Here is a 25,700-nt window from a genome sequence, read left to right on the forward strand (position 1 = left end):
GGCCTTCTGATTGGGTACGGCCGCAGCGCGCGGCTCGTTCTGCTCGCTCACGCCGCCACCTCCGCCGTCTGCTGGGAGGCCACGATCTCGGCGTACGTCGGGCAGGTCTCCAACAACTCCTCGTGTCGTCCCACTCCGACGACCCCTCCGTTCTCGAGCACGATGATCTGGTCGGCGTCGACGATGGTGGACACCCGCTGCGCCACGATCACCACCGCCGCGTCGGCGGTGACGGGTCGCAGCGCCGCCCGCAGCCGGGCGTCGGTGCCGAGGTCCAGCGCGGAGAACGAGTCGTCGAACAGGTAGATCTCCGGCTGCCGGACCAGTGCCCGGGCGATGGCCAGGCGTTGGCGCTGACCGCCGGAGACGGTGCTGCCGCCCTGGGCGATCGGCGCGTCCAGCCCGCCGGGCAGTTGGGCCACGAAGTCGCGGGCCTGGGCGATCTCCAACGCCGCCCACAGCTCCTCGTCGGTGGCGTCCGGGTTGCCGTAGCGCAGGTTGCTGGCGACCGTGCCGGTGAACAGGTACGGCCGCTGCGGCACCAGCCCGATGCGTTTCCACAGCTCGTCGGGGGCCAACTCGCGTACGTCGACCCCGTCGACCAGCACCGCGCCGTCGCTGACGTCGACCAGGCGGGGGATGAGCGACAGCAGGGTGGTCTTGCCGGCGCCGGTGCTGCCGATGATCGCCGTGGTGGTGCCGGGGGTGGCCCGGAAGGAGATGTCGCGCAGCACCGGCTCGACCGCGCCCGGGTACTGGAAGCGCACCCCGCGCAGCTCCAACTCGGCCCGGCTGGGCAGTTCGGTGACCGGAGTGGCGGCCGGAACCACCGAGGAGTCGGTGTCCAGCACCTCGACGATGCGTTCGGCGCAGACCGCCGCCCGGGGCACCATCATCAGCATGAAGGTGGCCATCATCACGGCCATCAGGATCTGCATGAGGTAGGCCAGGAACGCGGTGAGCGCGCCGATCTGGATCGCGCCGGAGTCGACCCGCTGCGCGCCGAACCAGAGCACCGCCACGCTCGACACGTTCAGCACCAGCATGACCACCGGGAAGATCAACGCCAACAACCGGCCGGTACGCAGGGCGGTGGCGGTCAGGTCGGCGTTGGCGACGCCGAAGCGCTCCGTCTCGTACGGCTCGCGGACGAACGCGCGGACCACCCGGATGCCGGTGATCTGCTCGCGCAGCACCCGGTTGACCGTGTCGATCCGGGTCTGCATCAGCCGGAAGCCCGGCACCATCCGGCGGATGATCGCGCTCAACGCGACCGCCAGCACCGGCACGCTGACCAGCATCAGCCAGGAGAGCCCGATGTCCTCGCGCAGCGCCATGACCACCCCACCGACGCTCATGATCGGTGCGGCGACCAGCATGGTGCAGCTCATCAGCACGAGCATCTGCACCTGCTGGACGTCGTTGGTGTTGCGGGTGATCAGCGACGGTGCGCCGAACCGGGCCACCTCACGGGCGGAGAAGCTGTTGACGTGCCCGAACAGTCGGGCCCGGACGTCCCGGCCGAAACCCATGGCGACCCGCGCGCCCAGGTAGACGGCCGCGATCGAGCAGACGATCTGGATCAGGCTGACCAGCAGCATCCAGCCGCCGGTGTGCACGATGTAGCCGGTGTCGCCCCGGGCCACCCCCTTGTCGATGATGTCCGCGTTGAGGCTGGGCAGGTAGAGCGAGGCCATGGTGCCCACGAACTGGAGCAGCACCACCGCCAGCAGCGGTCTCTGGTACGGGCGCAGTTGGCCGCGTAACAGTCGGATCAGCACGACGGTTCCTCCGCGTCGGTGGGTCGTCCGGTCAGCCGCGGGTCGTCTCCGCTGCCGATGACTTCGAGTAGGAACTCCCGGATCACCTGGGCCTTCGCCGGGTCGGCGTCGACCGAGGTGAGCGGGCGTTCGGAGTGCATGAGTGCGCCGAGGGCGGCGACCCGCTCCCGGCCGGCGGGGGTGATGGCGAGTTTGATGCTGCGCCGGTCGCTGTCGTCGCGCTGGCGCTCGACCAGGCCGTCGCGTTCGAGGGTGTCGACGATGCCGGTCAGGGTGGCGGGGCGGACGAACCCCTTCTCGGCGACCTGGCGGTGGGGCAACTCGCCGTGCCGGGCGAGCGTCATCAGGGTGATCATGCCGGCCTGGGTGAGGCCGTGCTCCTCGGCGAGGTAGCGGTTCCACCGCTGCCCGACGAGGTGCCCGGCCACCACCAGCAGCCGGCCGAGCGGCACATCCTGGAGGGTGATGAGTTCCACGGAAGCAGGTTAGCCTCCTGATAGTCAGGGGCCAAACGAAATAACCGCAGCGGTGGCGACGAACACGAGTTGCAGGACGGTGCGCCTCCCCAGTGGGGTGACCGGACGTCCGGCGAGGGTCAGTCCGCGGCGCACGGCCGAGACGTTGGCCGGGAACATCACGATCATGAGCAGACCGAGCCCGGCCGCGGCGAGGCGGGCGGTCGCCGGGATCAGCAGCCCTGCCGCGCCGGCCAGTTCCAGCACGCCGGTGAGCGTGACCAGCAGATCCGGTCGGGGCAGCTGCGGCGGGACCATCGCGACCAGGTCGGCGCGGCGTTGGCCGACGAAGTGCGCGATGCCGGTCACCACGAACATCAGGGCCAGTCCCACCCGCAGTGCGGGGTGCCAACCGTCGAGTGCGGTGACACCGGCCAGGCCGGCCAGTCGGGCCAGTGCGGTGCCGACGATCAGGGCGATCAGGGGTGCCATCGGAATCCTCCTCGCACGGAACTTGTCGGTGACAAGATTGCGGCTGCCGATGGTATCTTGTCAATGACAAGATTAGGATTCGGGCATGACCGAGACGCGTGCGTACCATCACGGCGACCTCCGTCGCGCCCTCCTCGACGCGGCGCTGGAGGCCATCGGAGAGGTCGGACCTGCCGCGTTGAGCCTGCGCGACCTGGCCCGCCGGGCCGGCGTCTCGCACGCCGCGCCCGCCCATCACTTCGGCGACAAGGCGGGCCTGCTCACCGCCCTCGCCACCCAGGGCTTCGAACGGCTGACCCAGGCGCTCGTCGCGGCCGGCGACGACCTGTTGGCGGCCGGTGTCGCGTACGTGGACTTCGCCGTGGCGCACCGCGCGTACTTCGAGGTGATGTTCCGGCCCGAACTGCACCGGCCCGACGATCCCGAGCTGACCGCCGCACGTGAGCGCGCCGGATCGGCCCTCCGCTCAGGGGTGGCCGCCCGTGGAGCATCCGGCGACATCGGCCGGGACTCGCTCGCCGCCTGGTCGATCGCCCACGGCTTCGCCACCCTCTGGCTGGCCGGCGCCCTACCGGACCGGATAGGCGACAACCCCCGCACGGCCGCCCGAGAGGTCCTGGCCCGCCTAACCCCCTAACCCACCCCGCCCAGCCCCCGCCCAGCCCCCGCCCTGCTCCCGGTCGATCATGAAGTTATTGCCGTCCGCGTCGGCGTGTCATGGCAATAACTTCATGATCAACCCGGGTGGGGTGGGTGGGTGGGGTGGGGGGTTACCAGCTGGTGGGGAGGGGCATTCCTTCGGTGTAGCCGGCTGCGCTCTGGACGCCGACAATTGCTCGCTCGTGGAACTGCGTGAGGTTGCGGGCGCCGGCGTAGGTGAAGGCACTGCGTACCCCGGCGATGATCTCGTCGATCAGGTCCTCGACGCCGGGCCGGTGCGGGTCCAGGTACATCCGGGCCGAGGAGATGCCCTCCTCGAACACGGCCTTGCGGGCCCGGTCGTACGGGCTGTCGTCGGCCGTACGGGCGCTGACCGCCCGGGCCGAGGCCATCCCGAAGCTCTCCTTGTACCGCCGCCCGTCCGGTTCGGTGTAGAGGTCACCGGGGGACTCGTAGGTGCCGGCGAACCAGGAGCCGATCATCACGTTCGACGCGCCGGCGGCCAGCGCGAGCGCCACGTCCCGCGGGTGACGTACGCCGCCGTCGGCCCAGACGTGCCGGCCCAGCTGCCGGGCGGCCGTCGAGCAGTCGAGGACGGCGGAAAACTGCGGCCGGCCCACGCCGGTCATCATCCGGGTGGTGCACATCGCGCCCGGACCGACACCGACCTTGATGATGTCCGCGCCGGCCTCGACGAGGTCGCGTACCCCCTCGGCGGTGACCACGTTGCCGGCCGCCACCGGCACGCCGGGGTCCAGCTTGCGGACCGCCTGCAACGCCGAGATCATCCGCGCCTGGTGGCCGTGCGCGGTGTCCACGACCAGCGTGTCCACGCCGGCCTCGAGCAGCGCGGCGGCCTTGCCGGTGACGTCCCCGTTGATGCCGACCGCCGCCGCGATCCGCAACCGGCCCTTCTCGTCCACGGCCGGGGTGTAGAGGGTGGCCCGCAACGCGCCCTGCCGGGTGAGCACCCCGACCAGCCGGCCGTCGGCGTCCACCACCGGGGCGAGTCGACGTCGGCCGGCGGAGAGCCGGTCGAAGCCGGTACGCGGATCCGCGTCCGCCGGCACGGTGTGCAGCTCGGTCGACATGACGTGCCGCAGCTGGGCGAACCGGTCCACGCCCAAGGTGTCCGCCTCGGTCACCACCCCCATCGGGCGGCCGGCCTCGTCGACCACGATCACCGCGCCGTGCGACCGCTTCGGCAGCAGGTGGATCGCGTCGCCGACGGTCTCGGTCGGGCCCAGCGTGATGGGCGTGTCGTAGACGAGGTGCCGCTGCTTGACCCAGGCGACGACGTTCGCCACGACCTCGATCGGGATGTCCTGCGGGATCACGGTGATCGCGCCCCGCCGGGCCACCGTCTCGGCCATCCGCCGGCCGGCGACCGCCGTCATGTTCGACACCACCAGCGGGATGGTGGTGCCCGTGCCGTCGCCGGTGGACAGGTCCACGTCGAGGCGGGAGCCGAGGTCGGAGCGGGCCGGCGCCATGAAGACGTCGGTGTAGGTCAGGTCGTGCGCGGGGGCCGCGCCGTTAAGAAACCGCACCCGGCCATCATTGCCGGCCCCGGCCACCCGTGCCCACGTCGGTGCCGCAAACCACCCCCGCGACCGGCCGTGCCCGACCCCTTGCCGATCAGGAGATCGTGCAGATGGGCGCGCCCGCCGTGATCACGGCACCGACCTCGGCGGCGAGCCCGCTGACCGTACCCGCCTTGTGTGCGTGCAGCGGCTGCTCCATCTTCATCGCCTCGAGCACCACCACCAGGTCGCCCTCGGCCACCGTGTCACCGTCGGCGACCGCGATCTTGACGATGGTGCCCTGCATCGGGGAGGTGAGCGCGTCCCCGCCGACCGGTACGCCGGCCTTCGCACCGCCCCCGCGCCGGGTCGGCTTGCGGGAGGCGGGTGCGGCTGTGGTCGTACTCCCGCCGAAGCCGGCGGGGAGGCTGACCTCGATGCGCTTGCCGCCGACCTCGACCACGACGGTGTCGCGTTCGGCCGGCGCGTCGGCGACGCCGGCGGCGGCGGCGAACGGCGGCACGGTGTTGTGGAACTCGGTCTCGATCCACCTGGTGTGCACGGTGAACGGCTCGGCGGTGAACGCCTCGTCCCGCACCACGAGCCGGTGGAACGGCAGCGCGGTGGCCATCCCGTCGACGACCATCTCGTCGAGGGCGCGGCGGGCGCGCTCCAACGCCTCGGTCCGGGTCTCACCCGTGATGATCACCTTCGCGAGCAGCGAGTCGAAGTTGCCGCCGATCACGTCGCCGGCCGAGATGCCGGTGTCCACCCGCACGCCCGGGCCGCTGGGCAGGCGCAGCGCGGTGACGGTGCCCGGTGCGGGGAGGAAGTTGCGACCCGGGTCCTCGCCGTTGATCCGGAACTCGATCGCGTGTCCGCGCGGCGTCGGGTCCTCGGTGATCCGCAGCTTCTCGCCGTCGGCGATCCGGAACTGCTCGCGGACCAGGTCGATGCCGGCGGTCTCCTCGGTGACCGGGTGCTCGACCTGAAGCCGCGTGTTGACCTCCAGGAAGGAGATCGTGCCGTCCTTACCGACCAGGTACTCCACGGTGCCGGCGCCGTGGTAGCCGGCCTCGCGGCAGATCGCCTTGGCGCTCTCGTGGATCTGCGCGCGCTGAGCGTCGGTGAGGAACGGCGCGGGGGCCTCCTCCACGAGCTTCTGGTGCCGGCGCTGCAACGAGCAGTCCCGGGTGCCCACCACGATCACGTCGCCGTGCTGGTCGGCGAGGACCTGCGCCTCGACGTGCCGGGGCTGGTCCAGGTAACGCTCGACGAAGCACTCGCCCCGACCGAACGCGGCGACGGCCTCGCGGGTGGCCGACTCGAAGAGCTGGGGGATCTCCTCCATGGTGCGGGCGACCTTCAGGCCCCGACCGCCGCCGCCGAAGGCCGCCTTGATGGCGACCGGCAGGCCGTGGTCGACGGCGAACGCCATCACCTCGTCCGGGCTGCCCACCGGGTCCGGGGTGCCGGGGACCAGCGGCGCGCCTGCGCGCTGGGCGATGTGCCGCGCGGTCACCTTGTCACCCAGGTCGCGGATCGCCTGCGGGGTCGGGCCGATCCAGGTCAGCCCGGCGTCGATGACGGCCTGGGCGAAGTCGGCGTTCTCACTGAGAAAGCCGTAACCAGGGTGTACGGCGTCGGCGTCGGCCCGGGCGGCGACGTCGAGCAGCTTGTCGATGCGCAGGTACGTGTCGGTCGCGCTGTCCCCGCCGAGCGCGTACGCCTCGTCGGCGAGCGTGGCGTGCAGGGCGTCGCGGTCGGAGTCCGCGTAGACGGCGACGCTGCCGAGGCCGGCGTCACGACAGGCGCGGATGACCCGGACGGCGATCTCGCCGCGGTTGGCGATCAGTACCTTGCGCACCTTCGTGGCTCCTCCCGGCAGGTTACTGACGGGGAGTGTATCGGCCACCCCGGGCGGCCCCTAACGATCGCTCAGTGTGGGATGGGGCACTGAGCTTAGTCAAACTTGGCTATTACGCTTGTCCGGTGTCTGCGACTCGGATGATGATCCTCGGCCTGGTGCGCTGGATGCAGCCCGTGCACGGTTACGACGTGCGCCGTGAGCTGCTGAGCTGGAGCGCCGACAAGTGGGCGAACGTGCAGCCCGGCTCGATCTACCATGCGCTGCGCAAGCTCACCGAGGAGGGATTGCTGCGCGCCGTCGCCACCGAGCAGGTCGGCGCCCGTCCGGCGCGTACCACCTACGAGGTCACGCCGAAGGGGGACGACGAGTTCGAGACCCTGCTGCGCAACTTCTGGTGGAACTTCACCGAGCCGGTCGACCCCTTCACCGCGGCCTTCTCGTTCCTGCCCGCGATGCCCCGCTCCGAGGCGGCGGCGGCCCTGCGCAACCGGGCCAACCTGCTGCGGGCCGGCATGGAGTCGATGCGCGCGTCGCTGCAGTCGGACTGGGTCCGTAACACCAAGCCGGTGCACGTCGGTTGGATGTTCGAGCTGTGGTCGGCGCGGGCGGAGGCGGAGCTGAACTGGTGTGAGCGGATCGCCGACCGGATCGAGTCCGGAGTGTCGTACCTGCCTGCTGAGCTGGCGAACGCCGAAGGTTGGTCGGGCCGGCGGGAGGGCGAGGAGCGGGCCGACCCTGACGCGAAATAATCAACGTTGACTACAAGCGCTATATCGCGTTAGCCTGCTGTCGGCACAGCGGGGGAGTGCGCCGTCCGGCGTCGTCCCACTCGACGGCCGGCCCCACCGGCCCGACCGACATTCGACGGCCGGCCCGGCCGGCCCGGCCGGCCCAACCGACCGACCAGGAGCAGAAATGATCGAGACCAGGGGGCTGCGGAAGTCGTTCCGCTCCCGCGCGGGTCGAGAGACGAAGACGGTGGACGCCGTGCGCGGCGTCAACCTCGAGGTCGCCGAGGGCGAGATCTTCGGCTTCCTCGGCCCCAACGGCGCCGGCAAGACCACCACGCTGCGGATGCTCGCCACGCTGATCGAGCCCGACGGCGGCGAGGCCACCATCGCGGGGGCCGACCTGCGCACGGACCCGGCCGAGGTCCGCCGCCGGATCGGGTACGTGCCGCAGGGCGGCAGCACCTGGGACGAGTCGACCGCCCGCGAGGAGCTGGTCCTGCACGCCCGGATGTACGGCATCGGCAAGGCCGACGCGCAGCAGCGCGCGGTCCGCGCGCTGGAGGCCTTCCAGCTCACCGAGTACGCCGACCGCAAGTGCAAGACCTACTCCGGAGGCCAGCGCCGACGGGTCGAGATCGCGCTCGGCATCATCCACGAGCCGAAGATCGTCTTCCTGGACGAGCCGACCACCGGCCTCGACCCGCAGAGCCGCGCCCACATGTGGGACGAGATCCGGCGACTGCGCAGCGACGGGATGACCGTCTTCATCACCACGCACTACCTGGACGAGGCCGACGCCCTCTGCGACCGCATCGCGATCATGGACAACGGCGAGGTCGTCGCCGAGGGCACGCCGGCCGAGCTCAAGCGGGAGATCTCCGGCGACGTGGTGCTCGTCGGCCTCGACCCGGCCGCCATTCCGCAGGCCACCAAGGCGCTCGACGGCGAGGCGTACGTCAACAAGCTGGAGACCGCCGACGAGGGCGGCCTACGCCTCTACGTCGACGAGGGCGCCACCGCCATTCCCCAGGTGCTGCGCCGACTCGACCACGCCGGGCTCGAGCTGCGCTCGATCGAGCTGCACCGGCCCAGCCTGGACGACGTCTTCCTGACCAAGACCGGCCGCTCGCTGCGCGAGTCCTGACCCCCGGAGAGACGACTCATGAAACTCGCCCGCGACACGTGGCTGATCTTCCAGCGGCAGATCCTGCTCCTGCTGCGCAACCCCGTCTGGGTCTTCGTCGGCGTGTTCCAGCCGGTGATGTACCTGCTGCTCTTCGCCCCCCTGCTCAAGCCGGCCCTGAACGCGCCCACCCAGGCCGCCGCCTACAAGATCTTCGTACCCGGCCTGCTGGTGCTGCTGGCCATCTTCGGCGGTCTGTTCCAGGGCTTCGGTCTCATCGCCGAACTGCGCGCCGGCGTCATCGAGCGCTCCCGGGTCACCCCGATCAGCCGGCTCGCCCTGCTGCTCGGCCGTTCGCTGCGCGATGTGGTGTCGCTCATCGTGCAGGCGGTCATCATCACCCTGCTCGCGCTCCTGTTCGACCTGCGAGTGTTCATCGGTGACCTGCTGCTGGCGTACCTGATGCTGGCCCTCATCGCGCTGATGACCTCGGCCGTCTCCTACGGCGTCGCGCTCAAGGTGAAGAGCGAGGACGCGCTGGCCCCCCTGATGAACACCGTGGCGCAGCCGGTGCTGCTGCTCTCCGGCATCCTGCTGCCGCTGTACTACGCGCCGGGCTGGTTGCAGGGCATCGCCGACTGGAACCCGTTCTCCTGGGCGGTCGACGGCACCCGGGCGCTGTTCGCCGGCGACCTGGGCAGCGACAAGGTCTGGCAGGGCCTCACCATCACGGCGGTCCTCGCCGCGCTGGGCGTCTTCTGGGCCGCCCGCCAGTTCGCCCGCAGCGTCCGCTGACGCCCGCCCCCGGGGCCGGGCTGGCCCCGGGGCCGGGCTGGGCTTGGCACGAGTCGGGCCCGGCACGGGCCCGGGTCCGGCTTGATCGACTCGGGTCCGGCTTGATCGACTCGGGTTCCTGGAAGTTGGGGTGTCCTACCGCCGGGGATGCCGCGGATTCCAGGAACCCGAGTGGATCGAGAGCCGCCGCTCAGCGCACCCGGGCGAGGGTGAGGCCGTCGGCGATGGGCAGCATCACCGGGTCGACCCGCACGTCGGCCAGCACCTCGTCGTTGAACGCCGCGATGGCCCGGTCGTTCACGTCCTGCGGCGCGATCACCCGACCGCCGCGCAGCACGTTGTCGACGGCGATCACCCCGCCCGGGCGCATCCGAGGCACCAACTCGGCCCAGTAGACCGGGTACCCGGTCTTGTCGGCGTCGATGAACGCGAAGTCCAGGTGGCGTTCCTGCGGCAACTCCCGCAGCGTGTCGCCGGCCGGACCGATACGCAGCTCGATGCGGTCCTGCACCCCGGCGCGGGCCCAGTAACGCCGGGCGATCCCGGTGTACTCCTCCGAGATGTCGAAGCAGGTCAGCCGCCCACCCTCGGGCAGGCCCCGGGCGATGGCCAGCGCCGACAGGCCGGTGAACGTGCCGACCTCGACGGCCTGCCGTACGCCGAGCAGCCGGGTCAGGAACGTCAGGAACGCGGCCTGTTCCGGCGCCACCTGCATGCTGGCGTGCTCCGGCAGCACCGACCGGGTCTCCTCGGCCAGATCTCGGATGATCTCGTCGGGCGGCGCTCCGTGCGCGACCAGGTACGCGTGCAACTCGTCGGTGAGCGGGATCGACTTCGTGGTCATGAGCGGACGTTACCGAGCGGCTCGACCGATTGGCCGCCCGGCGCGACCTTTGTCCACAGGTCCGTGATCCGCAGACCCAGTTCGGCGAGGAGCCGACGCAGCAACGGCATCGACAACCCGACGACGGTCCCCGGGTCACCCTCGATCCGCTCCACGAACGGCCCGCCCAACCCGTCGATGGTGAACGCGCCCGCCACCGCCAACGGCTCACCCGTGGCGACGTACGCGGCGATCTCGTCGTCACTGATGTCCGCGAAGTGGACGACCGTCGAGGCGACCGCCTCCGCCCGTCGTCCGGTGACACCGTCGATCAGACAGTGCCCGCTGTGCAGGACTCCGCTTCGCCCCCGCATCCGCAACCATCGACGGGTGGCGTCCGCCGGATCGGCCGGCTTGCCAAGAATCTCCCCGTCGAACTCGAGCACCGAGTCACACCCGATGACCAGGGTCCGCTGGTCTGTGCTGGTGCTGGTGCTGGTGCTGGTGCTGGTGCTGGTGCTGGTGCTGGTGGGGCTCGGGCTGGTGCTGCTGGGGTTCGGGCTGCTGGTGGCGTTCGGGCCGTGCGGTGTGGTGGCGCTTGGAATGTGCGGCGTGGTGGCGCTCGGGCCGTGCGACGTGGTGGCGAGATTCAGTCGGGTGAACACCGCCTCGGCCTTGAGCCGCGCCAACTCCAGGCACAGATCCTCGGCCCGATCGGTCACCACCAGGGATTCGTCCACCCCGCTGACCAGCACGTCCGGCTCGATGCCGGCGGCTCGGAGCGACTTTCGACGAGCAGGACTGGCAGAAGCCAGCACGAGGCGCAGCGGCAGAGTCTCAGACACCAGCCCGACGTTACCGGCCCGCCATACCTGACACCCATCTCCGCCCCTCAGCGCCCCGCGCCGGAGCCCCGCGTCCGCGCGCTTGGCCGCGTCCGTGCGCTTGGTCTGCGTCCGTGCGCTTGATCCGCGTCCGCGCGCTTGATCCACTCCACATCCCCGATATCGCGCTATCAACCCGCACGAAAACCCCCACATCGGCGACGTGGAGTCAATCAAGGGCCGCCCGCCGCCGTGATCCACTCGGCTTCCTGCAAACCGGGGCCTCCCACGCCACCGGACCCCCCGATCTCAAGGAACCCGAGTCGATCGAGGCGCCCGGCCCGCCTAGCGACTGATTCGGGGCGGCGGATCGTCACCGCGCCGCCGTCGCCGCGCCACCAACGCCCATCCGACGCCGACGGCGACGATCACACCGAGGGTGGCAAGGCCGCGAACCGTCGAGCCGGCTTCGTCGTCTGGTCGAGCATCGGCCGTGGTGGCTGGCGCGCTCACCGATTCAAACCCCAGCGGGGGTACGTCTGCCGTCAGTGCAGCCACAAGATCGATCACGCCGTAGCCGTACTCGTCGTCCCGGCCGGGCGGGCCCTTGTCGATAGCCGTGGCTGTGAGTCGGTGAGCCACTTCCTGCGCTGGCAGGTAGGGATACTTGGACCTGATCAACGCCGCCGCTCCGGCCACAATCGCAGTCGCATCAGAGGTGCCGGTGCCTTTGCGATACTTGCCGTCGATACTCGTGCTGTAGATATCCACGGCAGGCGCAACTACATCAATTTCAGGACCAGTTACAGAAACTTCTGCATGATTCCCGTCGCGATCTACCCCTCCGACTGCGATAACTGCCTCCTCTGCGGCAGGATAGCCGACGACGAAGTCTCCAGGCTTGTTGCCGGCGGCGGCGACCAGCACTACATCTGCAGCAAGGGCTGCCCTGATCGATTGCTGCAACGGAATTCCAGCGCCACCAACTGAAGATATGCAGATTACGTCAGCGCCGTTGCGAACGGCGTAATCAATTCCGGCTGCTAGGGCATCGGGTTCCCCTTGGCCGTCGCTGCCCGTATCGCGTATCGGCAAAATCTTTGCGTCTGGGGCCAGACCTAAGGCACCTAGACTGTCTCCTCGCCCGTGGGCGGCGATTAAGCCAGCCATGCCAGTCCCATGGCTGTTCTGGTCATTCTTGCCATTGCCATCTGCGGAGATTAGATCGATTCCGTCTAGCAAATTATTGACTAGATCGGGATGGGGTTGCACTCCGGTGTCCGGAACTGCAACGGTAACTCCGGCTCCTCGTGTAATCCTGTGAGCTTCACGGGTTTTGAGGTACTTCAGATGCCACTGATCTGCTCGGATTATTTCGGCCTTGTTGGGCTCGAAGGATGGCTGGCCAGCCTCCCCTTGCACGGTTAGACCCGCCGGCGCCACTAGGGCAATAGAGGCGGTCAGGGCCGCCAAGCTTCGCCAACTGAAATACATCACCGATCGAGGCCGATGGCGGGCCCTGGGTCAGATGGGCCGGGCTCGTCAGGGGAGCGGACAACTGGGCTTACACCCTTGTCGGTTTCCCAGGGATTGTCAGGGTCCCAAGGTTTCCCCTTCCTGCTGCCTTCCCTTGCGGCTGGGCTACTAGGGGGAGGGTAAGCGCCGGAATTGCCCCCCAAGCCAGGGGCACCGCCGATGGGCGAAGACCCTTGTAGGCCCATAATGCCGCGACCGCTGCCCGGGCGTGTTCCGGCACTACCGGTCGGCGTGGTCCCGGCGCCGCCACCACCGATTACGCCGCCAACCGGGTTTACTTTTCGGACAGGATTGCCGCCCGGTGAAGGCGAGTTAGCCCCAAAACCAGGCGTAGTGCCAATTAGGCCATTAGTCGGCGCAGGTCGCGCCCCTGGGGACGGTGGAGCATGTGGACCCCCGTTGGGGGATCCCCCAGTGGGCCGTTCCACGCTGTTCACATGACCTTGAGGAGGTAGGTGCGGGCGGGCGATCAAGCTCGGCGGCGTCTGGGGGGATGTCCCGTAGCCTGTGGTCGGGATGCTCGATGTGATTCCCTGTACTCCCGAATTTGGCGGAATTGATGCGGTGCCGGGGCCGCTGCTGCCAAGCACTGGTCCGACTCCACCCAAATTCCGCATGGGATTCGAGCTAGTCGTTGTATTTGCCGATGGCCCTTGCGCGGCCACATTCTGTGTAATGGGCACGGGAACAATAGGTGGAATTGTCGGTCCCGTAGCGGAATCGTACGCGTCTGGGGTGGACGGATCTCGACGTGACCTGGAAGGCGGTGGCGGGGGTTTTTGGAGGGTGGCTTGGGCTTGTTGTAGTTCACCGCTGAGGTTGAACATCATCGCCCGCGCCTGCACGTTCAGCCGTTCCAGGTCGCTGTCCGTCACGGGCGCGTCCACGACCCGATTGCCCATGATCGCCTTGGGGTCGGCGGCTGTCGCCTCGTACGCCCGCTTTTGTTGGAGCTTGGTCGCGTACTCCTCGTGGAGCTTGCGAAGCTCGGCGCGGGTGGTGCCGATGGCCTGGGTGGCGGCGGACAGCGCGGTGTAGTTGGCGGCGGCGGCGTCGTGGGTGTGGCGCACCTTGGCGATCAGGTCGTCGAGTTGGGCGAGGTACGTGCCGGAGGCGGCGCTGGTCTCCGGGGGCCAGGCTTCGGCGAGGCCCCGCCGGTACTCCTGAAGTCGGCCGAGGTGGATCTGGGCCAGGTCGCAGACCTTGCGCCAGCCGGCGACCTGCTTCCAGTGGTTGGTGGTGTCGTGGTCCTGGAGGCACGCCCACATGCTGTTGAGGTCCATCAGGTGCCAGTCGGTCTGGCCGGAGGTACGGCCGCCCCCACGCTCGATCACGGTAGGACCACCGGCCTTTCGCTGTCGGGGCCGGTGGGGTCGCTCAGGGTCGGCGTTCGGCCGCCGGACAGGACGGTCCCCGGGTCGGCCAGGGCGCGGTGGACGTCCACGGCCCGGGCGGCCGAGAAGGCGTCGCTGTCGGCGTACTGGGTGGCGACCCGATCGGCGACGGCGGCCAGGTGGCCGGTGGCGCCGCGGACGGCGTACACCATGTCGGTGGTGGCCTGCTGCGTCTCGTGGTGGGCGTGCAGGAAGGTGACCAGCTCGACGAACGCGTCGCAGGGGTTGGGCACCTTCGCGGACATGTCGTCGGCGATGTACGACAGGTGGGGCGCGTAGTTGCTCTCGACCTCGGCGGCGAGTCGGTCGGCAAAGTCGCGGAGTTGACGGATGTCGGCCTCGATGCCGCCGTAGCCGTGCAGCCAGGGCGCCGGCTGGTCCTCTTCGGGGATCATCGGCCCTCCCTTTCCGTCACCACACCGTTTCCCTCAGTGAGGTTAACGGCTGTGCCGCGATCCCGGCAGCCCCGCAAGGCTGCGAGCCGGGATCAGCGGGGGAGACCGGAGGCGCGCCAGCTGTCGGGGCGCGCCGGGCGGCCGCTGCGCGCCCAGGCGGACGCGGTTGCCGGCGCGGGTGCGGTGGTCGGCCGGGACCGGACGATGACCGCCCCGACCAGGGCAGCCAGCTCCTCGGCGGTGGGCACGCCACGCACGACCCGGAACAGCGGCTCTTCGGCAGACATGCCCACAGGGTACGCGGCCCGAAGTCACGTGAAGCGCACAGTGGCGTGCCGGCGGTGTGAGCGTCGGCGGGTCCGGGTACCGTCTCAGCGATGTCGAACGCGCTTCCCCAACTCGTCGCTGACCGATACCGGCTTCTGTCGCCGCTCGGCCAGGGTGGCATGGGTCGGGTGTGGAAGGCGCGCGACGAGGTGTTGCACCGCGACGTTGCCATCAAGGAGTTGGTGCCGCCGCCCGGCCTCACCGACGAGGAACGCCGCGAGATGCGGGAACGGTCGCTGCGCGAGGCGCGGGCCATCGCCCGACTGAACCACGTCAACGTGGTACGCATCTTCGACGTCCTGCGGACCGACGGTGACCCGTGGATCGTCATGGAGTACGTGGCGTCGAGGTCGTTGCAGGACACCCTCGCCGAGGACGGTCCGGTGTCGCCGGCCCGCGCGGTCGAGATCGGCCTGGGCGTGCTCGGCGCGTTGAACGCCGCGCACAAGGCGGGCGTCATGCACCGCGACGTCAAGCCGGGCAACGTGCTGCTGGGCGAGGACGGCCGGGTGGTGTTGACCGATTTCGGCCTCGCCACGATCCCCGGTGACCCGAACGTCACCCGTACCGGCATGGTGCTCGGTTCGCCCGCCTACATCTCGCCGGAGCGGGCCCGGGAGGGCACCGCCGGTCCGGAGGCCGACCTGTGGTCGCTGGGCGCGACGTTGTACGCGGCGGTGGAGGGCAAGTCGCCGTACGCGCGACCGTCCGCCATCGCCACGCTTGCCGCGTTGGCCACCGAGCCGATGCCGCCGCCGAAGAACGCCGGCCCGCTCAGGCCGGTTCTCAACGGGCTGCTCCAGAAGGACCCGAAGGAGCGCATCACCGCCGAGGTGGCGGAACGGATGCTGCGTCGTGCGGGTGGCAAGCGGACGCGGGCCATCTCGCTGCTCGACGGCGTACGCCGGCCGGGGCCGAACGGTCCGCGTGAGCCGCGCCCGCCGCTCGTGCCGGCGCCACGGCCGGCCGAGGAGAGCGCCGCCCGTCCGGTGTCGCCGCCTGCGCCGCGTACCCCTGGGCCGGTAGCCGCAGCGGCGGCCGGGCCGGCGGCGGTCGACGCGACGCCGACGGAGGTCGTGCCGGCCGAGGCCGACCCGACGGCGGCGGTGCCGGCCGAGCCGACGGCGAAGATCGACCGCCCGTCCGAGGCTGAGCCGACCGCGACGGTGCCGGCCGCCGACGACAAACCCGATGACGGTACGACGGCAAGCGCCGACGACGAGCCGACGGCCGTCGACGGGCCGCCGCCGGTGACGCCGGAGCAGCGCAAACCCTCGACGCCCACGTCGGTGATGCCGCCGGTGGGTCCGGCGGGACGCGCGGCGGTTCCGCAGTTCGACGGTACGAAGCCGAACAACACCCGCCGGAACGTGCTGATCGGCGCGCTGGTGGCCCTGCTGCTTGTCGGCCTCGTGGTGATCGTGCCGATGCTGACCAAGGGCGACGACAACGACACCCCGCAGGCCGATCCGACGACCGGGGCGGCCGCGACGTCGGCACCAGCGCAGTCCTCCGCTCCGGCAGCGCCCCCGCCGACGAGCGCCGCTGCCAGCCAGACACCCTCGGCCACGCCGTCGGTGGACCCGAACGCGCTGCCGGCGGGCTGGAAGCTGCACAAGGATCCGGCCGGCTTCACACTGCCGATTCCCGATGGGTGGGTGCGTAGCCAACCCGACAGCTTCACGGTCGTCTTCGACCAGTCGAACGGACCGGGCGAACTGCTGGTGCAGTGGACCAATACTCCGAAGGCCGACGCCGTCAAGGACTGGCAGCGCATCGAACCGGACCGCAAGAAGATCGTCAACAACTACCAGTACCTCAGCATCAAGCCGTGCGACTTCTGGAAGACCTGCGGTGACTGGGAGTGGCTGGAGACCCGCGACGGGCAGCGGATCCACGTCCGTAACCGCGGGTTCGTGACGGCCAGCAACCGGGGGTACGCCCTGCGGTGGGAGGTCGCGGAGAAGGACTGGCAGGCCAACCTGCCGAACTTCGACCGGATCGCCAAGGGATTCGTACCCGACCGCAAGGACTGAAACTCATTCGCATGACTTTCCGTCGTCGTGGGTAATTGACCTTCGACGACGGAAGGAGGTACGACATGGGTTACCGACGGAGGGATGCCCGGCCCCGGCTGGCACTGTGGATGCTCGTCGCCTTCGGCGACGCGGTCCTGCTGCTCATCGCCATGGGCATGCCGGCGTTCATCGCACTGCTCAGCGTCGTGACCGTTGCCGTCGGTGGGGTCGGCGCGTGGCGGCTGACCCGGCGGGGCGCACTGGCCTCCGAGGAGAGCCAGGTGCCGGCCCTGAGCCGACGGCGGGCCTGACCCGTAACCGGTGGTGTGGCGGCAGCCGGACCGATTGTGCACCGTGAAGGTGATAGTCGATCCCGCTGCCGCCAACGGCCCGATCAGGTGTTGTTCGCGAGGGCGATGAGCCGGCTCCGGTCGCCGTTCCAGTAGTTGCGGTCCACGTTGCCGCTGATCCCGGAGACGGCACCCGTGCTGGTGTACTGCCAGAAGCTCCACACCGGCGCGCCCGCCGGCAGCGTGCCCGGCGCGCTCGCCCAGCGGGCCAGCCAGAGCGGGTGGTTGGCCCACGGGCCGGTCCAGCTGCCGGTGCACTGGTTCCACCAGCTCGTGGTGGTGTAGATGACCGCGTACCGGCCGGTGCGCGAGCGGTACGTGTTCAGGAAGTCCTGGATCCAGTTGCGCATCCCGGTGGTGCTGAGGCCGTAGCAGTAGCCGCCGCTGTACGGGTTCCCCTCGATGTCCAGCGCGGCCGGCAGGGTGCGGCTGTCCGCCGACCAGGCGCCGCCGTTGGAGGCCAGGTAGGCGGCCTGGGTCGAGCCGGCGGAGATGTTCGGCCGGGCGAAGTGGTACGCCCCGCGGATCACCCCGGCGTTGTAGGCGTTGACGTAGTTCGTGTTGAAGTTCGGGTCCTTGTAGCTGGTGCCCTCGGTCGCCTTGATGAAGGCGAACTCGATGCCGGCGTTCCGGACGCTGGTCCAGTTGATGCTGCCCTGGTAGCGGGACACGTCGATGCCGGCGGTGGTGGCCGCCGCCGCCGGGCCGGCGGTCGCGACCAGGGTCGCCGCCGCGGTGGCGAGGACGGTGAGGCCGGCCGCGAGCGCGCGGCGCAGCGATGATCGGGTACGGGCCATGAGTGCCTCCAGGGATGCCGGTCTATTGACGCCCATCTTTGGAGCTAAGTGCCCTTGATCGCAAGAGTTGTAGAGAAAACTTTCATAGACGGGCTGCGATCGCCCCGGTGGCGGGAGTCGAACGGATCAGCGCAGCGTGGCCGGGTCGAGCTGCCAGCGGAACGGCTCGACCAGGGTCAACGTCTCGCCGGCCTTGGCGACCTGGTCCTCGACGTAGTGCTCGCCGTCGAGCCGGTACAGGCGCAACGAGTGACCGTCCCCATCCTGCTCGACCAGCAGGTACCAGGGGATCCGTGCGATGGCGTAGAGCTGCATCTTGAGTAGCCGATCGGCCGCTGCATTGCCTGGCGAGACGACCTCGCCCACCAGCACCACCTCGGCGGCCTCCGCCGCCGTGCCCTCGTCGTCGGTGTCTGCGACGACGACGTCCGGGATGACTATCCGGTCCACCGTGAGACGGACGTTCACCGCGGTGAGGATCGCAAGATCGCTGACTGCACTCGCGATGTGGTCGGCCAGCCGCCGTGACACCAACTGGTGCCGCTTGGTCGGGACCGGGCTCAGAAGCAGGCTCCCGTCGAGCAGTTCTATCCGGTCCGGCGTCTCACCTAGAGCGAAGTAGTCGGCCTCGGTCCACGGGCCGATGTGGTGCTCCACGGACACAGGTCTCACCGCGATCCCCTCCTCGTTCAAACGGCCTGACGCGTCATGAGCCGGTGCCTCGGGAGCGACACGGAACGCCGCCGGTAGGCTCGCGCCCCATGATGTCGATCGACGGACTGGGCGACATGTGGGACACGCTGTTCGGCGCGCAGCCGGACCCGCCCCCGCTGCTGGTGTTGATCACCGCTGCCGTCGCGCTGGTGGTGGTCTCCACCCGGCTGCCGTGGCGGATCGCCCGCAACGCCATCACCATCGCCCACGAGGGCGGGCACGCCCTCGTCGCCCTGCTCACCGGTCGCAAGCTGCGCGGCATCCGGCTGCACTCGGACACCTCCGGTCTGACGCTCTCCGCCGGCCGACCGACCGGACCGGGCATGATCCTGACCCTGCTCGCCGGGTACGTCGCCCCGCCGCTGATCGGGTTGGCCGGCGCCTGGCTGCTCGGCGGTAACCGGATCACCCTGCTGCTCTGGGTCGCGGTGGCGCTGCTGCTGGCCATGCTGGTGATGATCCGCAACGCGTTCGGTGTGGTGTCGCTGCTGGTCACCGGGGCGGTGGTATTCGCCGTCTCGTGGTACGCGACGCCGCAGGTGCAGGCTGCGTTCGCGTACACCGGGGTGTGGTTCCTGCTGCTCGGCGGGGTGCGGCCGGTGGTGGAGCTGCAACGCCTGCGCTCGCGTGGCCGGATGCCCGCCTCCGACGCCGACCAGCTCGCCGGGCTGACCCCGTTCCCGGCGTTCTTCTGGGTGGTCGTCTTCGCCCTGGTCAACCTGGTCGCCCTGGTGGCCGGCGCCCTCCTGCTGACCGGCCCCATCCTCACCGACGCCGGCCTGACCCTCTGATCCCACCCGGGCAGAATGGGCACATGCGATACGTGATCATCGGGGCGGGCGCGGTCGGCGGGACCATCGGCGTGCGGCTGGCACAGGCCGACCGGGACGTGACCCTGGTGGCCCGCGGGGCGCACCTGGACGCGATCCGGGAGCGCGGCCTGACGCTGCGGCAGCCCGACGGCGACGTGACCGCCCGGCTCGCCGCCGTCGACGGTCCGGGCGACCGGCCGCTGCCCGCCGACACGGTGCTGGTGCTCACCGTCAAGTCGCAGGACACCGAGGCCGCGCTGGCGGCGTGGGTGGACGCGCCGGTCGTCGGCGGTGGTACGGCCGGCGAGCGGCTGCCGCTGGTCACCGCGCAGAACGGGGTGGCGAACGAACGGGCTGCTCTGCGGCTCTTCGCCGACGTGCACCCGGTCTGCGTCTGGCTGCCGGCCACCCACCTGGAACCGGGCGTGGTGGTGGCGAACGGGTACCCGCACCCGGGGATGCTCCACATCGGCCGCTACCCGGGCGGCGCCGACGACACCGACCGGGCGATCGCCGCCGACCTGACCGCCGCCGGTTTCGTCGCGCCGGTCCGTGCGGACGTGCTGCGCTGGAAGTACGGCAAGCTGCTCAGCAACCTCGGCAACGGCCTTCAGGCGCTGCTCGGGGAGGACATCCCGGACGGCCTCGCCGAGCGGGTACGCGCCGAGGGCGTCGCCGCACTCGCCGCCGCCGGCATCCCGTACACCTCCCCGGAGGAGGAGCGGGCCGAACGCGGTGACCTGGTCCAGCAGCGCCCGGTCGGCGGTGCGGACCGGTCCGGCGGCTCCACCTGGCAGAGCCTCGCCCGGGGCACCGGCGCGACCGAGGTCGACCACCTCAACGGGGAGGTCGCGCTGCTCGGCCGGCTGCACGGCGTACCGACGCCGGCCAACGTGGCCGTGCAGCGGGCCGTCCGGCAGGCCGCCCGCAAGCGGATCGCGGCCGGCACGTTCCCGCTCGCCGAGCTGGAGAAGATGATCGCCTGAACCGGGCAACCGACCGCCCCGCCCGGTGCGTGTTCCCTGCGACCGACACGGGGAGGTAGCGGGTGCCGGACGTCGACGGGTTCGACGAGTTCTACCGGGGGAGCCGACAACGGCTGCTCGGTTTCGTCTACGCCCTCACCGGCGATCGCATCGAGGCCCAGGACGCGGTGCAGGAGGCGTACATCCGGGCCTGGCAGCGATGGTCGACGATCAGCGGGTACGACGATCCGGAAGCGTGGGTACGGGTGGTGGCCAGCCGTATCGCCGTCAGTCGGTGGCGCAGCCTGCGCAGTCGCGCCCGCGCGTACCTGCGGCACGGGGCGACCGAGACGGTCCCCGGGCCGGGCACCGACACCGTGGAGGTGGTCGCCGCGCTGCGTCGGCTGCCCGAGGAGCAGCGTGTCGCCATCGCGCTGTACTACCTGGTGGGCATGCCGGTCGCCGAGGTGGCGCGGGAGACCGCCGCCCCGGTCGGCACGGTCAAGGCCCGCCTCTCCCGGGGGCGCGCCGCGCTCGCCGGCCTGCTCGCCGTCGCTGACCTGGAGGAGGCCACCGATGCGTGACGACCCGACGTTCATCGATCGGATCCAGCGCGACCTGAGTGACGTGCAGTGGCCGGAGCCGCAGGAGATCCGGGCCCGGGCCCGACGGCGCAGTCGTCGGACGATAGCGCTGGCGACCGTCGCCGTGCTCGCGGCGGTCACCGGGCCCGCATATGCGCTGAGGGAGCGCACGTCGGCTCCGCCCGACGCCGCCGCGACTGCGTCGACGCAGAGCCCTGCCCGGGCGGAGATCCCACTCGACTCCCTGCTGCCGGTCTCCGAGGTGCCGGTGAGCAGCGCCGTGCCGCTCGGTGAAGCCGGTCTCGGCGAGGCCGTCCGGTTGGATCCGACATTGCAGAGGTGCGGCGACGACCGGGGCGTGCCGGCGGTTCCCGCGTACTCCCGGTACTCGCGCTCGCAGACCCTGTTGTCACCCACGAAGGACGGCCGCGCTCCGGTGCGGGTCGAACTCAGTCAGGACGTCTATCGACTCGATCCGCTGGTCGGCGCGCGACTCTTCACCCACCTGAGGGCGCTGCTCGACGCCTGCCCCGAGTGGCATCTCGCCGAGTCGGTCGTGGTGGCCGGCGAGACGACGCCGAACGAGAGCAGGCACGCCTGGGAGACGGCGGCGAGCAACTTCGCCGGTGACGAGTCGATTCTGGTGCGGCATGTCCCGTTCGCCCCCGGTGGTCCGCCCTCCGGAAGGACGCTCCAACGTTCCAGCCCGGTCGGGATGACCGTGGTGGTCCGGGTCGGTGACCTGGTGACGGTGCTGGAACCCAGTCCGGACCTGGGACTGCGCGACGCGGATCTGGAGGCGCTGGGCCGGGTGGCCGCCCGACGACTGTGCGCCGCCGCCAACCCGGCCTGCTGACTGCCGGCCGCGCGGCGAAGATCCGCGCAACTTCAGGGTTGTTGCTGCCTCCCGGCGCCCGGAAGCAGCAGTTTCCCCGAAGTTGCGCGGATCAAGCGCGCGGATCAAGCGCGAGGCGCGAGGCGCCGGCGGTCAGAGCGGGATGTTGCCGTGCTTCTTGGGGGGCAGGGTCTCGCGCTTCGTGCGCAGGACGCGCAGCGCCCGGACGATCTGGGTACGCGTCTCGTGCGGCGCGATCACCGAGTCGACGTACCCGCGTTCGGCCGCCACGTACGGGTTGGCCAGCGTGTCCTCGTACTCGGCGATCTTCTCGGCCCGGACCGCCGCCGGGTCCTCGGCGCCGGCCAGCTCGGAGCGGTAGAGGATGTTCACCGCGCCCTGCGCGCCCATCACCGCGATCTGCGCGGTCGGCCAGGCGAAGTTCAGGTCGGCGCCGAGGTGCTTCGAGCCCATCACGTCGTACGCCCCGCCGTACGCCTTGCGGGTGATCACGGTGACCTTGGGGACGGTCGCCTCGGCGTACGCGTAGATGAGCTTGGCGCCCCGGCGGATGATGCCGTCCCACTCCTGGCCGGTGCCGGGCAGGAACCCGGGCACGTCGACGAAGGTCAGCACCGGGATGTTGAACGCGTCGCAGGTGCGCACGAACCGGGCTGCCTTCTCCGAGGCGGCGATGTCCAGGGTGCCGGCGAAATGCATCGGCTGGTTGGCGACCACGCCGACCGGGCGACCCTCCACCCGGCCGTAGCCGATGACGATGTTCTGCGCGTAGAGCGGCTGGACCTCCAGGAACTCCCCGTCGTCGAGGACGTGCTCGATGACGGTGTGGATGTCGTACGGCTGGTTGGCCGAGTCCGGGATGAGCGTGTCCAGCTCGCGGTCCTCGTCGGTGATCTCCAGCTCGGCCGGGGCCTCGAGGACGACCGGCTCGTCGAGGTTGTTCGACGGCAGGTACGACAGCAGCGCCTTGACGTAGTCGACCGCGTCCTCCTCGTCGCTGGCGAGGTAGTGCGCGTTGCCGCTGCGGGTGTTGTGCGTGCGGGCCCCGCCCAGCTCCTCCATGCCGACGTCCTCGCCGGTCACCGTCTTGATCACGTCGGGACCGGTGATGAACATGTGGGAGGTCTGGTCGACCATCACGGTGAAGTCGGTGACCGCGGGGGAGTAGACCGCGCCGCCCGCGCAGGGCCCCATCACCAGCGAGATCTGCGGGATGACCCCGGACGCCCGCACGTTCCGGAAGAAGATCTCCCCGTACAGGCCGAGCGACACGACGCCCTCCTGGATGCGGGCGCCGCCGGAGTCGTTGATGCCGATCACCGGGCAGCCGATCTTCATGGCCAGGTCCATCACCTTGACGATCTTCTCGCCGAAGACCTCGCCGAGCGAGCCGCCGAAGACGGTGAAGTCCTGCGCGAAGACGCACACCTGCCGGCCGTCGACAGTGCCGTAGCCGGTCACCACGCCGTCGCCGTACGGGCGGTTGCGCTCCAGCCCGAAGGCCGTGGACCGGTGCCGGGCCAGTTCGTCCAGCTCGACGAAGGAGCCCTCGTCGAGCAGCATCTCGATCCGCTCGCGGGCGGTCTTCTTACCCCGGGCGTGCTGCTTCTCGACCGCGCGCGCCGACCCGGCGTGCACCGCCTCGTCGACCCGGCGCTCCAGGTCCGCCAGCTTGCCGGCAGTGCTGTGGATGTTGGTCCCGGTCTCGGTAGTCACCCAGGGAATATAACGATGGTTCAGGTCGCGGCGGCTGTGCAGTACGCCTCAACGCCCCGGCCGGTCGCCGCCGTAGGCTGACGGGATGCCGGGCTCCCCGTACACCGATCTGGACCGACCGCCGCTGTCGGCGGCCCGGCTGCGGCGCGCGCTGGTCGCGCCGCACGGACCGTGGACCCGCCTGGAGCTGTACGCCGAGACCGGCTCCACCAACGCGGACGTGTCCGAGGCCGCCGTCGCGGGCGAGCCGGAGGGCCTGGTCGTGGTCGCGGAGCGGCAGACCGCCGGGCGCGGTCGGCGCGGCCGCGTCTGGCAGTCGCCGCCGCGCGCGGGCATCGCGACAAGCGTCCTGCTGCGGCCCGGCGACGCCGTGCCGGACCGTGGTTGGTCGGCCGTTCCACCCACGGGGTACGGCTGGCTGCCGCTGCTCGCCGGCGTCGCGCTGGTCGAGGCGGTGGCCCGGCTGGCCGAGCTGAACGCCGCGCTGAAGTGGCCCAACGACCTGCTCATCGGCGACGCGAAGTGTGCCGGTGTGCTGGCCGAGGCGGTGCCGGGGCGCTCCGGAGGCCAACCGCCCGCCATCGTCCTCGGCATCGGCCTGAACGTGACCCTGCGCGCCGACGAGTTGCCGGTGAACCCGACCGGACTGCCGGCGACCTCGCTGCAGCTGGCCGGCGCCGCGGCCACCGACCGGGACCCGCTGCTGCGGGCGCTGCTGCGCTCGGTGGCGGACTGGTACGACCGGTGGCGCACCGCCGGCGGGGACGCCGAGGCGAGCGGTCTGCGGGACGCCTACCTGGCCTCCTGCGCGACGATCGGCCGCGAGGTACGGGTCCTGCTGCCCAACGGCGAGACCCGCACCGGCACCGCAACCGGCATCGACAACGACGGCCAACTCCAACTGACCACCCCCACCCAAACCCAAGCCATAGCAGCAGGAGACGTCCTCCACCTCCGCTGAGCGCCTTCCCTTGCGCCCCGCCCCCCTTCCATCGGCGATCTTGCACTTTCTGTGGTGGCGTATCGGGCTCAAGGCCGCGTAACGGCAACCGAAAGTGCAAGATCGCGGAAGGTGGGGTCGGGCCGCGTGGCGGATGTTGTGGGAGGGCTTCTGGGGATTACCGTCGGCGCGACAAAATAAAGGCGTTGGAGGTTGTCGTGGCGTTCCCCGAAGACGTGCTCACGAAGGACGAGCACGTCGTGCTGCACCTGCACCCGCACTGGAAGGCTCTGGTCCGGCCGATCCTGGTGCTGGTCCTCGCCATCGCCGCGGTGGTGGTCGGCGTGCTCCTGCTGCCCGAGAGTTCTGGCGGTTCGATCGCGTTGGCCGTGATCGGCGGGATCGGCCTGATCGCGGTCCTCTGGCTCGGTCTGTGGCCGTTCCTGGTCTGGCGTACCACCCATTACCTGTTCACCAACGAGCGCGTGCTGTTGCAGCAGGGGGTGTTCTCCCGGGACCGGCGGGACCTTCCGCTCACCCGGATCAACGACCACTCGATGAACCAGCACTTCTTCGAGCGGCTGCTCGGCTGCGGCACCCTCACCATCGAGTCCGCCGGCGAACGCGGCCAGTCCGTGCTGAAGGACGTGCCGGGGGTCGGTCGGGTGCAGACCACCCTCTACGAGCTGGTCGAGGCGCAGCACGACAAGCACTCGCTGGGCGACGGCGAGATGCGCGAGATCCTCGCCGACATGCGCGAGGGCAAGCCGCTGCGCGACACCACGAGCTGATCCCGGATCGGCGCTGAGCGCCCCGGCCCGAGCACCGGGCCGGGGTGGTCAGGACTGTTGTCCGGCCCCGGCCGCCGCCGGCCCGGCCTGCACCGGAGCGGCCTGAGACGGCCCGGCCTGCACCGGCCCCGGCTGGCTTGGCCCGGCTTGCACCGGCCCCACCTCGGACGGCCCGTTCTGTGCCGGCCCGTTCTGCGCAGGGCCAGCCTGCGTCGGGCCGTTCTGCGCCGGGCCGGCCTGCGTCGGGCCGTTCTGCGCCGGGCCGGCCTGCGTCGGGCCGTTCTGCGCCGGGCCGGCCTGCGTCGGGCCGGGCGAGGCCGGCCCAGCGGAGGGCTGCTCCCCAACCACGGATCCTGCCGAGGCCGGTTCGGTCGGGGACGGTTCTGAGCCGGTGTTCGGGACCGGTCGGAGCGCGAACCAGCCGCGGA

The 25,700-nt window shown here is 70.5% G+C and carries 26 protein-coding genes; 13 read left to right on the forward strand and 13 right to left on the reverse strand.

The annotated features are described in order from the left end of the window. Positions 1–47: 47 nt before the first annotated feature. The 3 genes from ACN263_RS02900 to ACN263_RS02910 are packed head-to-tail and all read right to left on the reverse strand — an operon-like array spanning position 48 to position 2,728. Complete coding sequence (locus tag ACN263_RS02900) at positions 48–1,781, reverse strand: ABC transporter ATP-binding protein (RefSeq protein ID WP_422738281.1); 1,734 nt, start codon at positions 1,779–1,781, stop codon at positions 48–50. Further along, positions 1,775–2,257 carry a MarR family winged helix-turn-helix transcriptional regulator gene (locus ACN263_RS02905; RefSeq protein WP_422738282.1) on the reverse strand — a complete coding sequence of 161 codons (483 nt, stop codon included), beginning with the start codon at positions 2,255–2,257 and terminating at the stop codon, positions 1,775–1,777. The genes ACN263_RS02900 and ACN263_RS02905 overlap by 7 nt, the downstream gene beginning before the upstream one ends. A gap of 24 nt (positions 2,258–2,281) precedes the next feature. Further along, positions 2,282–2,728, reverse strand: coding sequence for a DoxX family protein (locus ACN263_RS02910; protein ID WP_422738283.1), 447 nt, complete (start codon positions 2,726–2,728; stop codon positions 2,282–2,284). A gap of 85 nt (positions 2,729–2,813) precedes the next feature. On the opposite strand from ACN263_RS02910, the gene ACN263_RS02915 reads away from it, so the two are divergent. After that, complete coding sequence (locus tag ACN263_RS02915) at positions 2,814–3,365, forward strand: TetR/AcrR family transcriptional regulator (protein ID WP_422738284.1); 552 nt, start codon at positions 2,814–2,816, stop codon at positions 3,363–3,365. Between the two features lie 133 nt (positions 3,366–3,498). On the opposite strand, the gene ACN263_RS02920 is transcribed toward ACN263_RS02915, so the two are convergent. Both ACN263_RS02920 and ACN263_RS02925 read right to left on the reverse strand, forming a co-directional pair. Then, complete coding sequence (locus tag ACN263_RS02920; RefSeq protein WP_422738285.1) at positions 3,499–4,938, reverse strand: GuaB1 family IMP dehydrogenase-related protein; 1,440 nt, start codon at positions 4,936–4,938, stop codon at positions 3,499–3,501. 88 nt (positions 4,939–5,026) lie between these two features. After that, positions 5,027–6,778 carry an acetyl/propionyl/methylcrotonyl-CoA carboxylase subunit alpha gene (locus ACN263_RS02925; protein ID WP_422738286.1) on the reverse strand — a complete coding sequence of 584 codons (1,752 nt, stop codon included), beginning with the start codon at positions 6,776–6,778 and terminating at the stop codon, positions 5,027–5,029. 140 nt (positions 6,779–6,918) lie between these two features. Between ACN263_RS02925 and ACN263_RS02930 the strand changes: the two genes are divergently transcribed. From ACN263_RS02930 to ACN263_RS02940, 3 genes are all read left to right on the forward strand, one after another. Next, positions 6,919–7,530, forward strand: coding sequence for a PadR family transcriptional regulator (locus ACN263_RS02930; protein ID WP_422740578.1), 612 nt, complete (start codon positions 6,919–6,921; stop codon positions 7,528–7,530). Between the two features lie 166 nt (positions 7,531–7,696). Then, entirely contained in the window at positions 7,697–8,656 is a 960-nt protein-coding gene (locus tag ACN263_RS02935; RefSeq protein ID WP_422738287.1) for an ATP-binding cassette domain-containing protein, read from the forward strand. A gap of 18 nt (positions 8,657–8,674) precedes the next feature. After that, positions 8,675–9,430 (forward strand): ABC transporter permease, encoded by a 756-nt coding sequence (locus ACN263_RS02940; protein ID WP_422738288.1) that lies wholly within the window; start codon positions 8,675–8,677, stop codon positions 9,428–9,430. A gap of 190 nt (positions 9,431–9,620) precedes the next feature. Here ACN263_RS02940 and ACN263_RS02945 read toward each other — a convergent pair whose 3' ends face one another. From ACN263_RS02945 to ACN263_RS02965, 5 genes are all read right to left on the reverse strand, one after another. After that, positions 9,621–10,274, reverse strand: a complete 654-nt coding sequence (locus ACN263_RS02945) for an O-methyltransferase (RefSeq protein WP_422738289.1) — start codon at positions 10,272–10,274, stop codon at positions 9,621–9,623. Beyond that, positions 10,271–11,098: a Maf family protein gene (locus tag ACN263_RS02950; protein WP_422738290.1), complete on the reverse strand. Its 828-nt coding sequence runs from the start codon at positions 11,096–11,098 to the stop codon at positions 10,271–10,273. Before ACN263_RS02950 ends, ACN263_RS02945 begins: the two co-directional genes overlap by 4 nt. A 324-nt stretch (positions 11,099–11,422) precedes the next feature. Further along, entirely contained in the window at positions 11,423–12,550 is a 1,128-nt protein-coding gene (gene mycP / locus ACN263_RS02955; RefSeq protein ID WP_422740579.1) for a type VII secretion-associated serine protease mycosin, read from the reverse strand. A gap of 1,393 nt (positions 12,551–13,943) precedes the next feature. Then, positions 13,944–14,402 carry a hypothetical protein gene (locus tag ACN263_RS02960; protein WP_422738291.1) on the reverse strand — a complete coding sequence of 153 codons (459 nt, stop codon included), beginning with the start codon at positions 14,400–14,402 and terminating at the stop codon, positions 13,944–13,946. A gap of 92 nt (positions 14,403–14,494) precedes the next feature. After that, positions 14,495–14,689, reverse strand: a complete 195-nt coding sequence (locus ACN263_RS02965; RefSeq protein WP_422738292.1) for an acyl-CoA carboxylase epsilon subunit — start codon at positions 14,687–14,689, stop codon at positions 14,495–14,497. Between the two features lie 90 nt (positions 14,690–14,779). On the opposite strand from ACN263_RS02965, the gene ACN263_RS02970 reads away from it, so the two are divergent. Next, the gene (locus tag ACN263_RS02970) at positions 14,780–16,765 is read left to right on the forward strand and encodes a protein kinase domain-containing protein (protein WP_422738293.1); all 1,986 of its coding nucleotides are present in this window, start codon (positions 14,780–14,782) and stop codon (positions 16,763–16,765) included. A 65-nt stretch (positions 16,766–16,830) separates the two neighbouring features. Next, the gene (locus ACN263_RS02975; protein WP_422738294.1) at positions 16,831–17,058 is read left to right on the forward strand and encodes a hypothetical protein; all 228 of its coding nucleotides are present in this window, start codon (positions 16,831–16,833) and stop codon (positions 17,056–17,058) included. 83 nt (positions 17,059–17,141) lie between these two features. On the opposite strand, the gene ACN263_RS02980 is transcribed toward ACN263_RS02975, so the two are convergent. Both ACN263_RS02980 and ACN263_RS02985 read right to left on the reverse strand, forming a co-directional pair. Next, entirely contained in the window at positions 17,142–17,894 is a 753-nt protein-coding gene (locus tag ACN263_RS02980) for a GH25 family lysozyme (RefSeq protein ID WP_422738295.1), read from the reverse strand. Between the two features lie 126 nt (positions 17,895–18,020). Next, positions 18,021–18,566, reverse strand: coding sequence for a Uma2 family endonuclease (locus tag ACN263_RS02985; protein WP_422738296.1), 546 nt, complete (start codon positions 18,564–18,566; stop codon positions 18,021–18,023). Between the two features lie 89 nt (positions 18,567–18,655). Between ACN263_RS02985 and ACN263_RS02990 the strand changes: the two genes are divergently transcribed. The 4 genes from ACN263_RS02990 to ACN263_RS03005 all read left to right on the forward strand — a co-directional run bounded on the left by ACN263_RS02990 (position 18,656) and on the right by ACN263_RS03005 (position 21,825). Continuing rightward, a complete protein-coding gene (locus tag ACN263_RS02990) occupies positions 18,656–19,399 on the forward strand; it encodes a M50 family metallopeptidase (RefSeq protein ID WP_422738297.1) in 744 nt (247 codons plus the stop codon). A gap of 23 nt (positions 19,400–19,422) precedes the next feature. After that, positions 19,423–20,406 carry a ketopantoate reductase family protein gene (locus ACN263_RS02995; RefSeq protein ID WP_422738298.1) on the forward strand — a complete coding sequence of 328 codons (984 nt, stop codon included), beginning with the start codon at positions 19,423–19,425 and terminating at the stop codon, positions 20,404–20,406. Positions 20,407–20,468: 62 nt separating this feature from the next. Continuing rightward, positions 20,469–20,969 (forward strand): SigE family RNA polymerase sigma factor, encoded by a 501-nt coding sequence (locus ACN263_RS03000; RefSeq protein WP_422738299.1) that lies wholly within the window; start codon positions 20,469–20,471, stop codon positions 20,967–20,969. Continuing rightward, the gene (locus tag ACN263_RS03005) at positions 20,962–21,825 is read left to right on the forward strand and encodes a hypothetical protein (RefSeq protein ID WP_422738300.1); all 864 of its coding nucleotides are present in this window, start codon (positions 20,962–20,964) and stop codon (positions 21,823–21,825) included. Before ACN263_RS03000 ends, ACN263_RS03005 begins: the two co-directional genes overlap by 8 nt. A gap of 132 nt (positions 21,826–21,957) precedes the next feature. Here ACN263_RS03005 and ACN263_RS03010 read toward each other — a convergent pair whose 3' ends face one another. Continuing rightward, positions 21,958–23,541, reverse strand: coding sequence for an acyl-CoA carboxylase subunit beta (locus ACN263_RS03010; protein ID WP_422738301.1), 1,584 nt, complete (start codon positions 23,539–23,541; stop codon positions 21,958–21,960). A gap of 85 nt (positions 23,542–23,626) precedes the next feature. Between ACN263_RS03010 and ACN263_RS03015 the strand changes: the two genes are divergently transcribed. The 3 genes from ACN263_RS03015 to ACN263_RS03025 all read left to right on the forward strand — a co-directional run bounded on the left by ACN263_RS03015 (position 23,627) and on the right by ACN263_RS03025 (position 25,659). Next, on the forward strand, positions 23,627–24,502 hold the full coding sequence (locus ACN263_RS03015) for a biotin--[acetyl-CoA-carboxylase] ligase (protein ID WP_422738302.1): 876 nt from the start codon (positions 23,627–23,629) through the stop codon (positions 24,500–24,502). A 197-nt stretch (positions 24,503–24,699) separates the two neighbouring features. After that, positions 24,700–25,272, forward strand: a complete 573-nt coding sequence (locus ACN263_RS03020) for a PH domain-containing protein (RefSeq protein WP_422738303.1) — start codon at positions 24,700–24,702, stop codon at positions 25,270–25,272. A gap of 147 nt (positions 25,273–25,419) precedes the next feature. Next, a complete protein-coding gene (locus tag ACN263_RS03025; RefSeq protein WP_422740580.1) occupies positions 25,420–25,659 on the forward strand; it encodes a pentapeptide repeat-containing protein in 240 nt (79 codons plus the stop codon). Positions 25,660–25,700: the final 41 nt, after the last annotated feature.

It is taken from the genome of Micromonospora sp. WMMD729 (assembly GCF_049315225.1).
Classification (GTDB): domain Bacteria; phylum Actinomycetota; class Actinomycetes; order Mycobacteriales; family Micromonosporaceae; genus Micromonospora.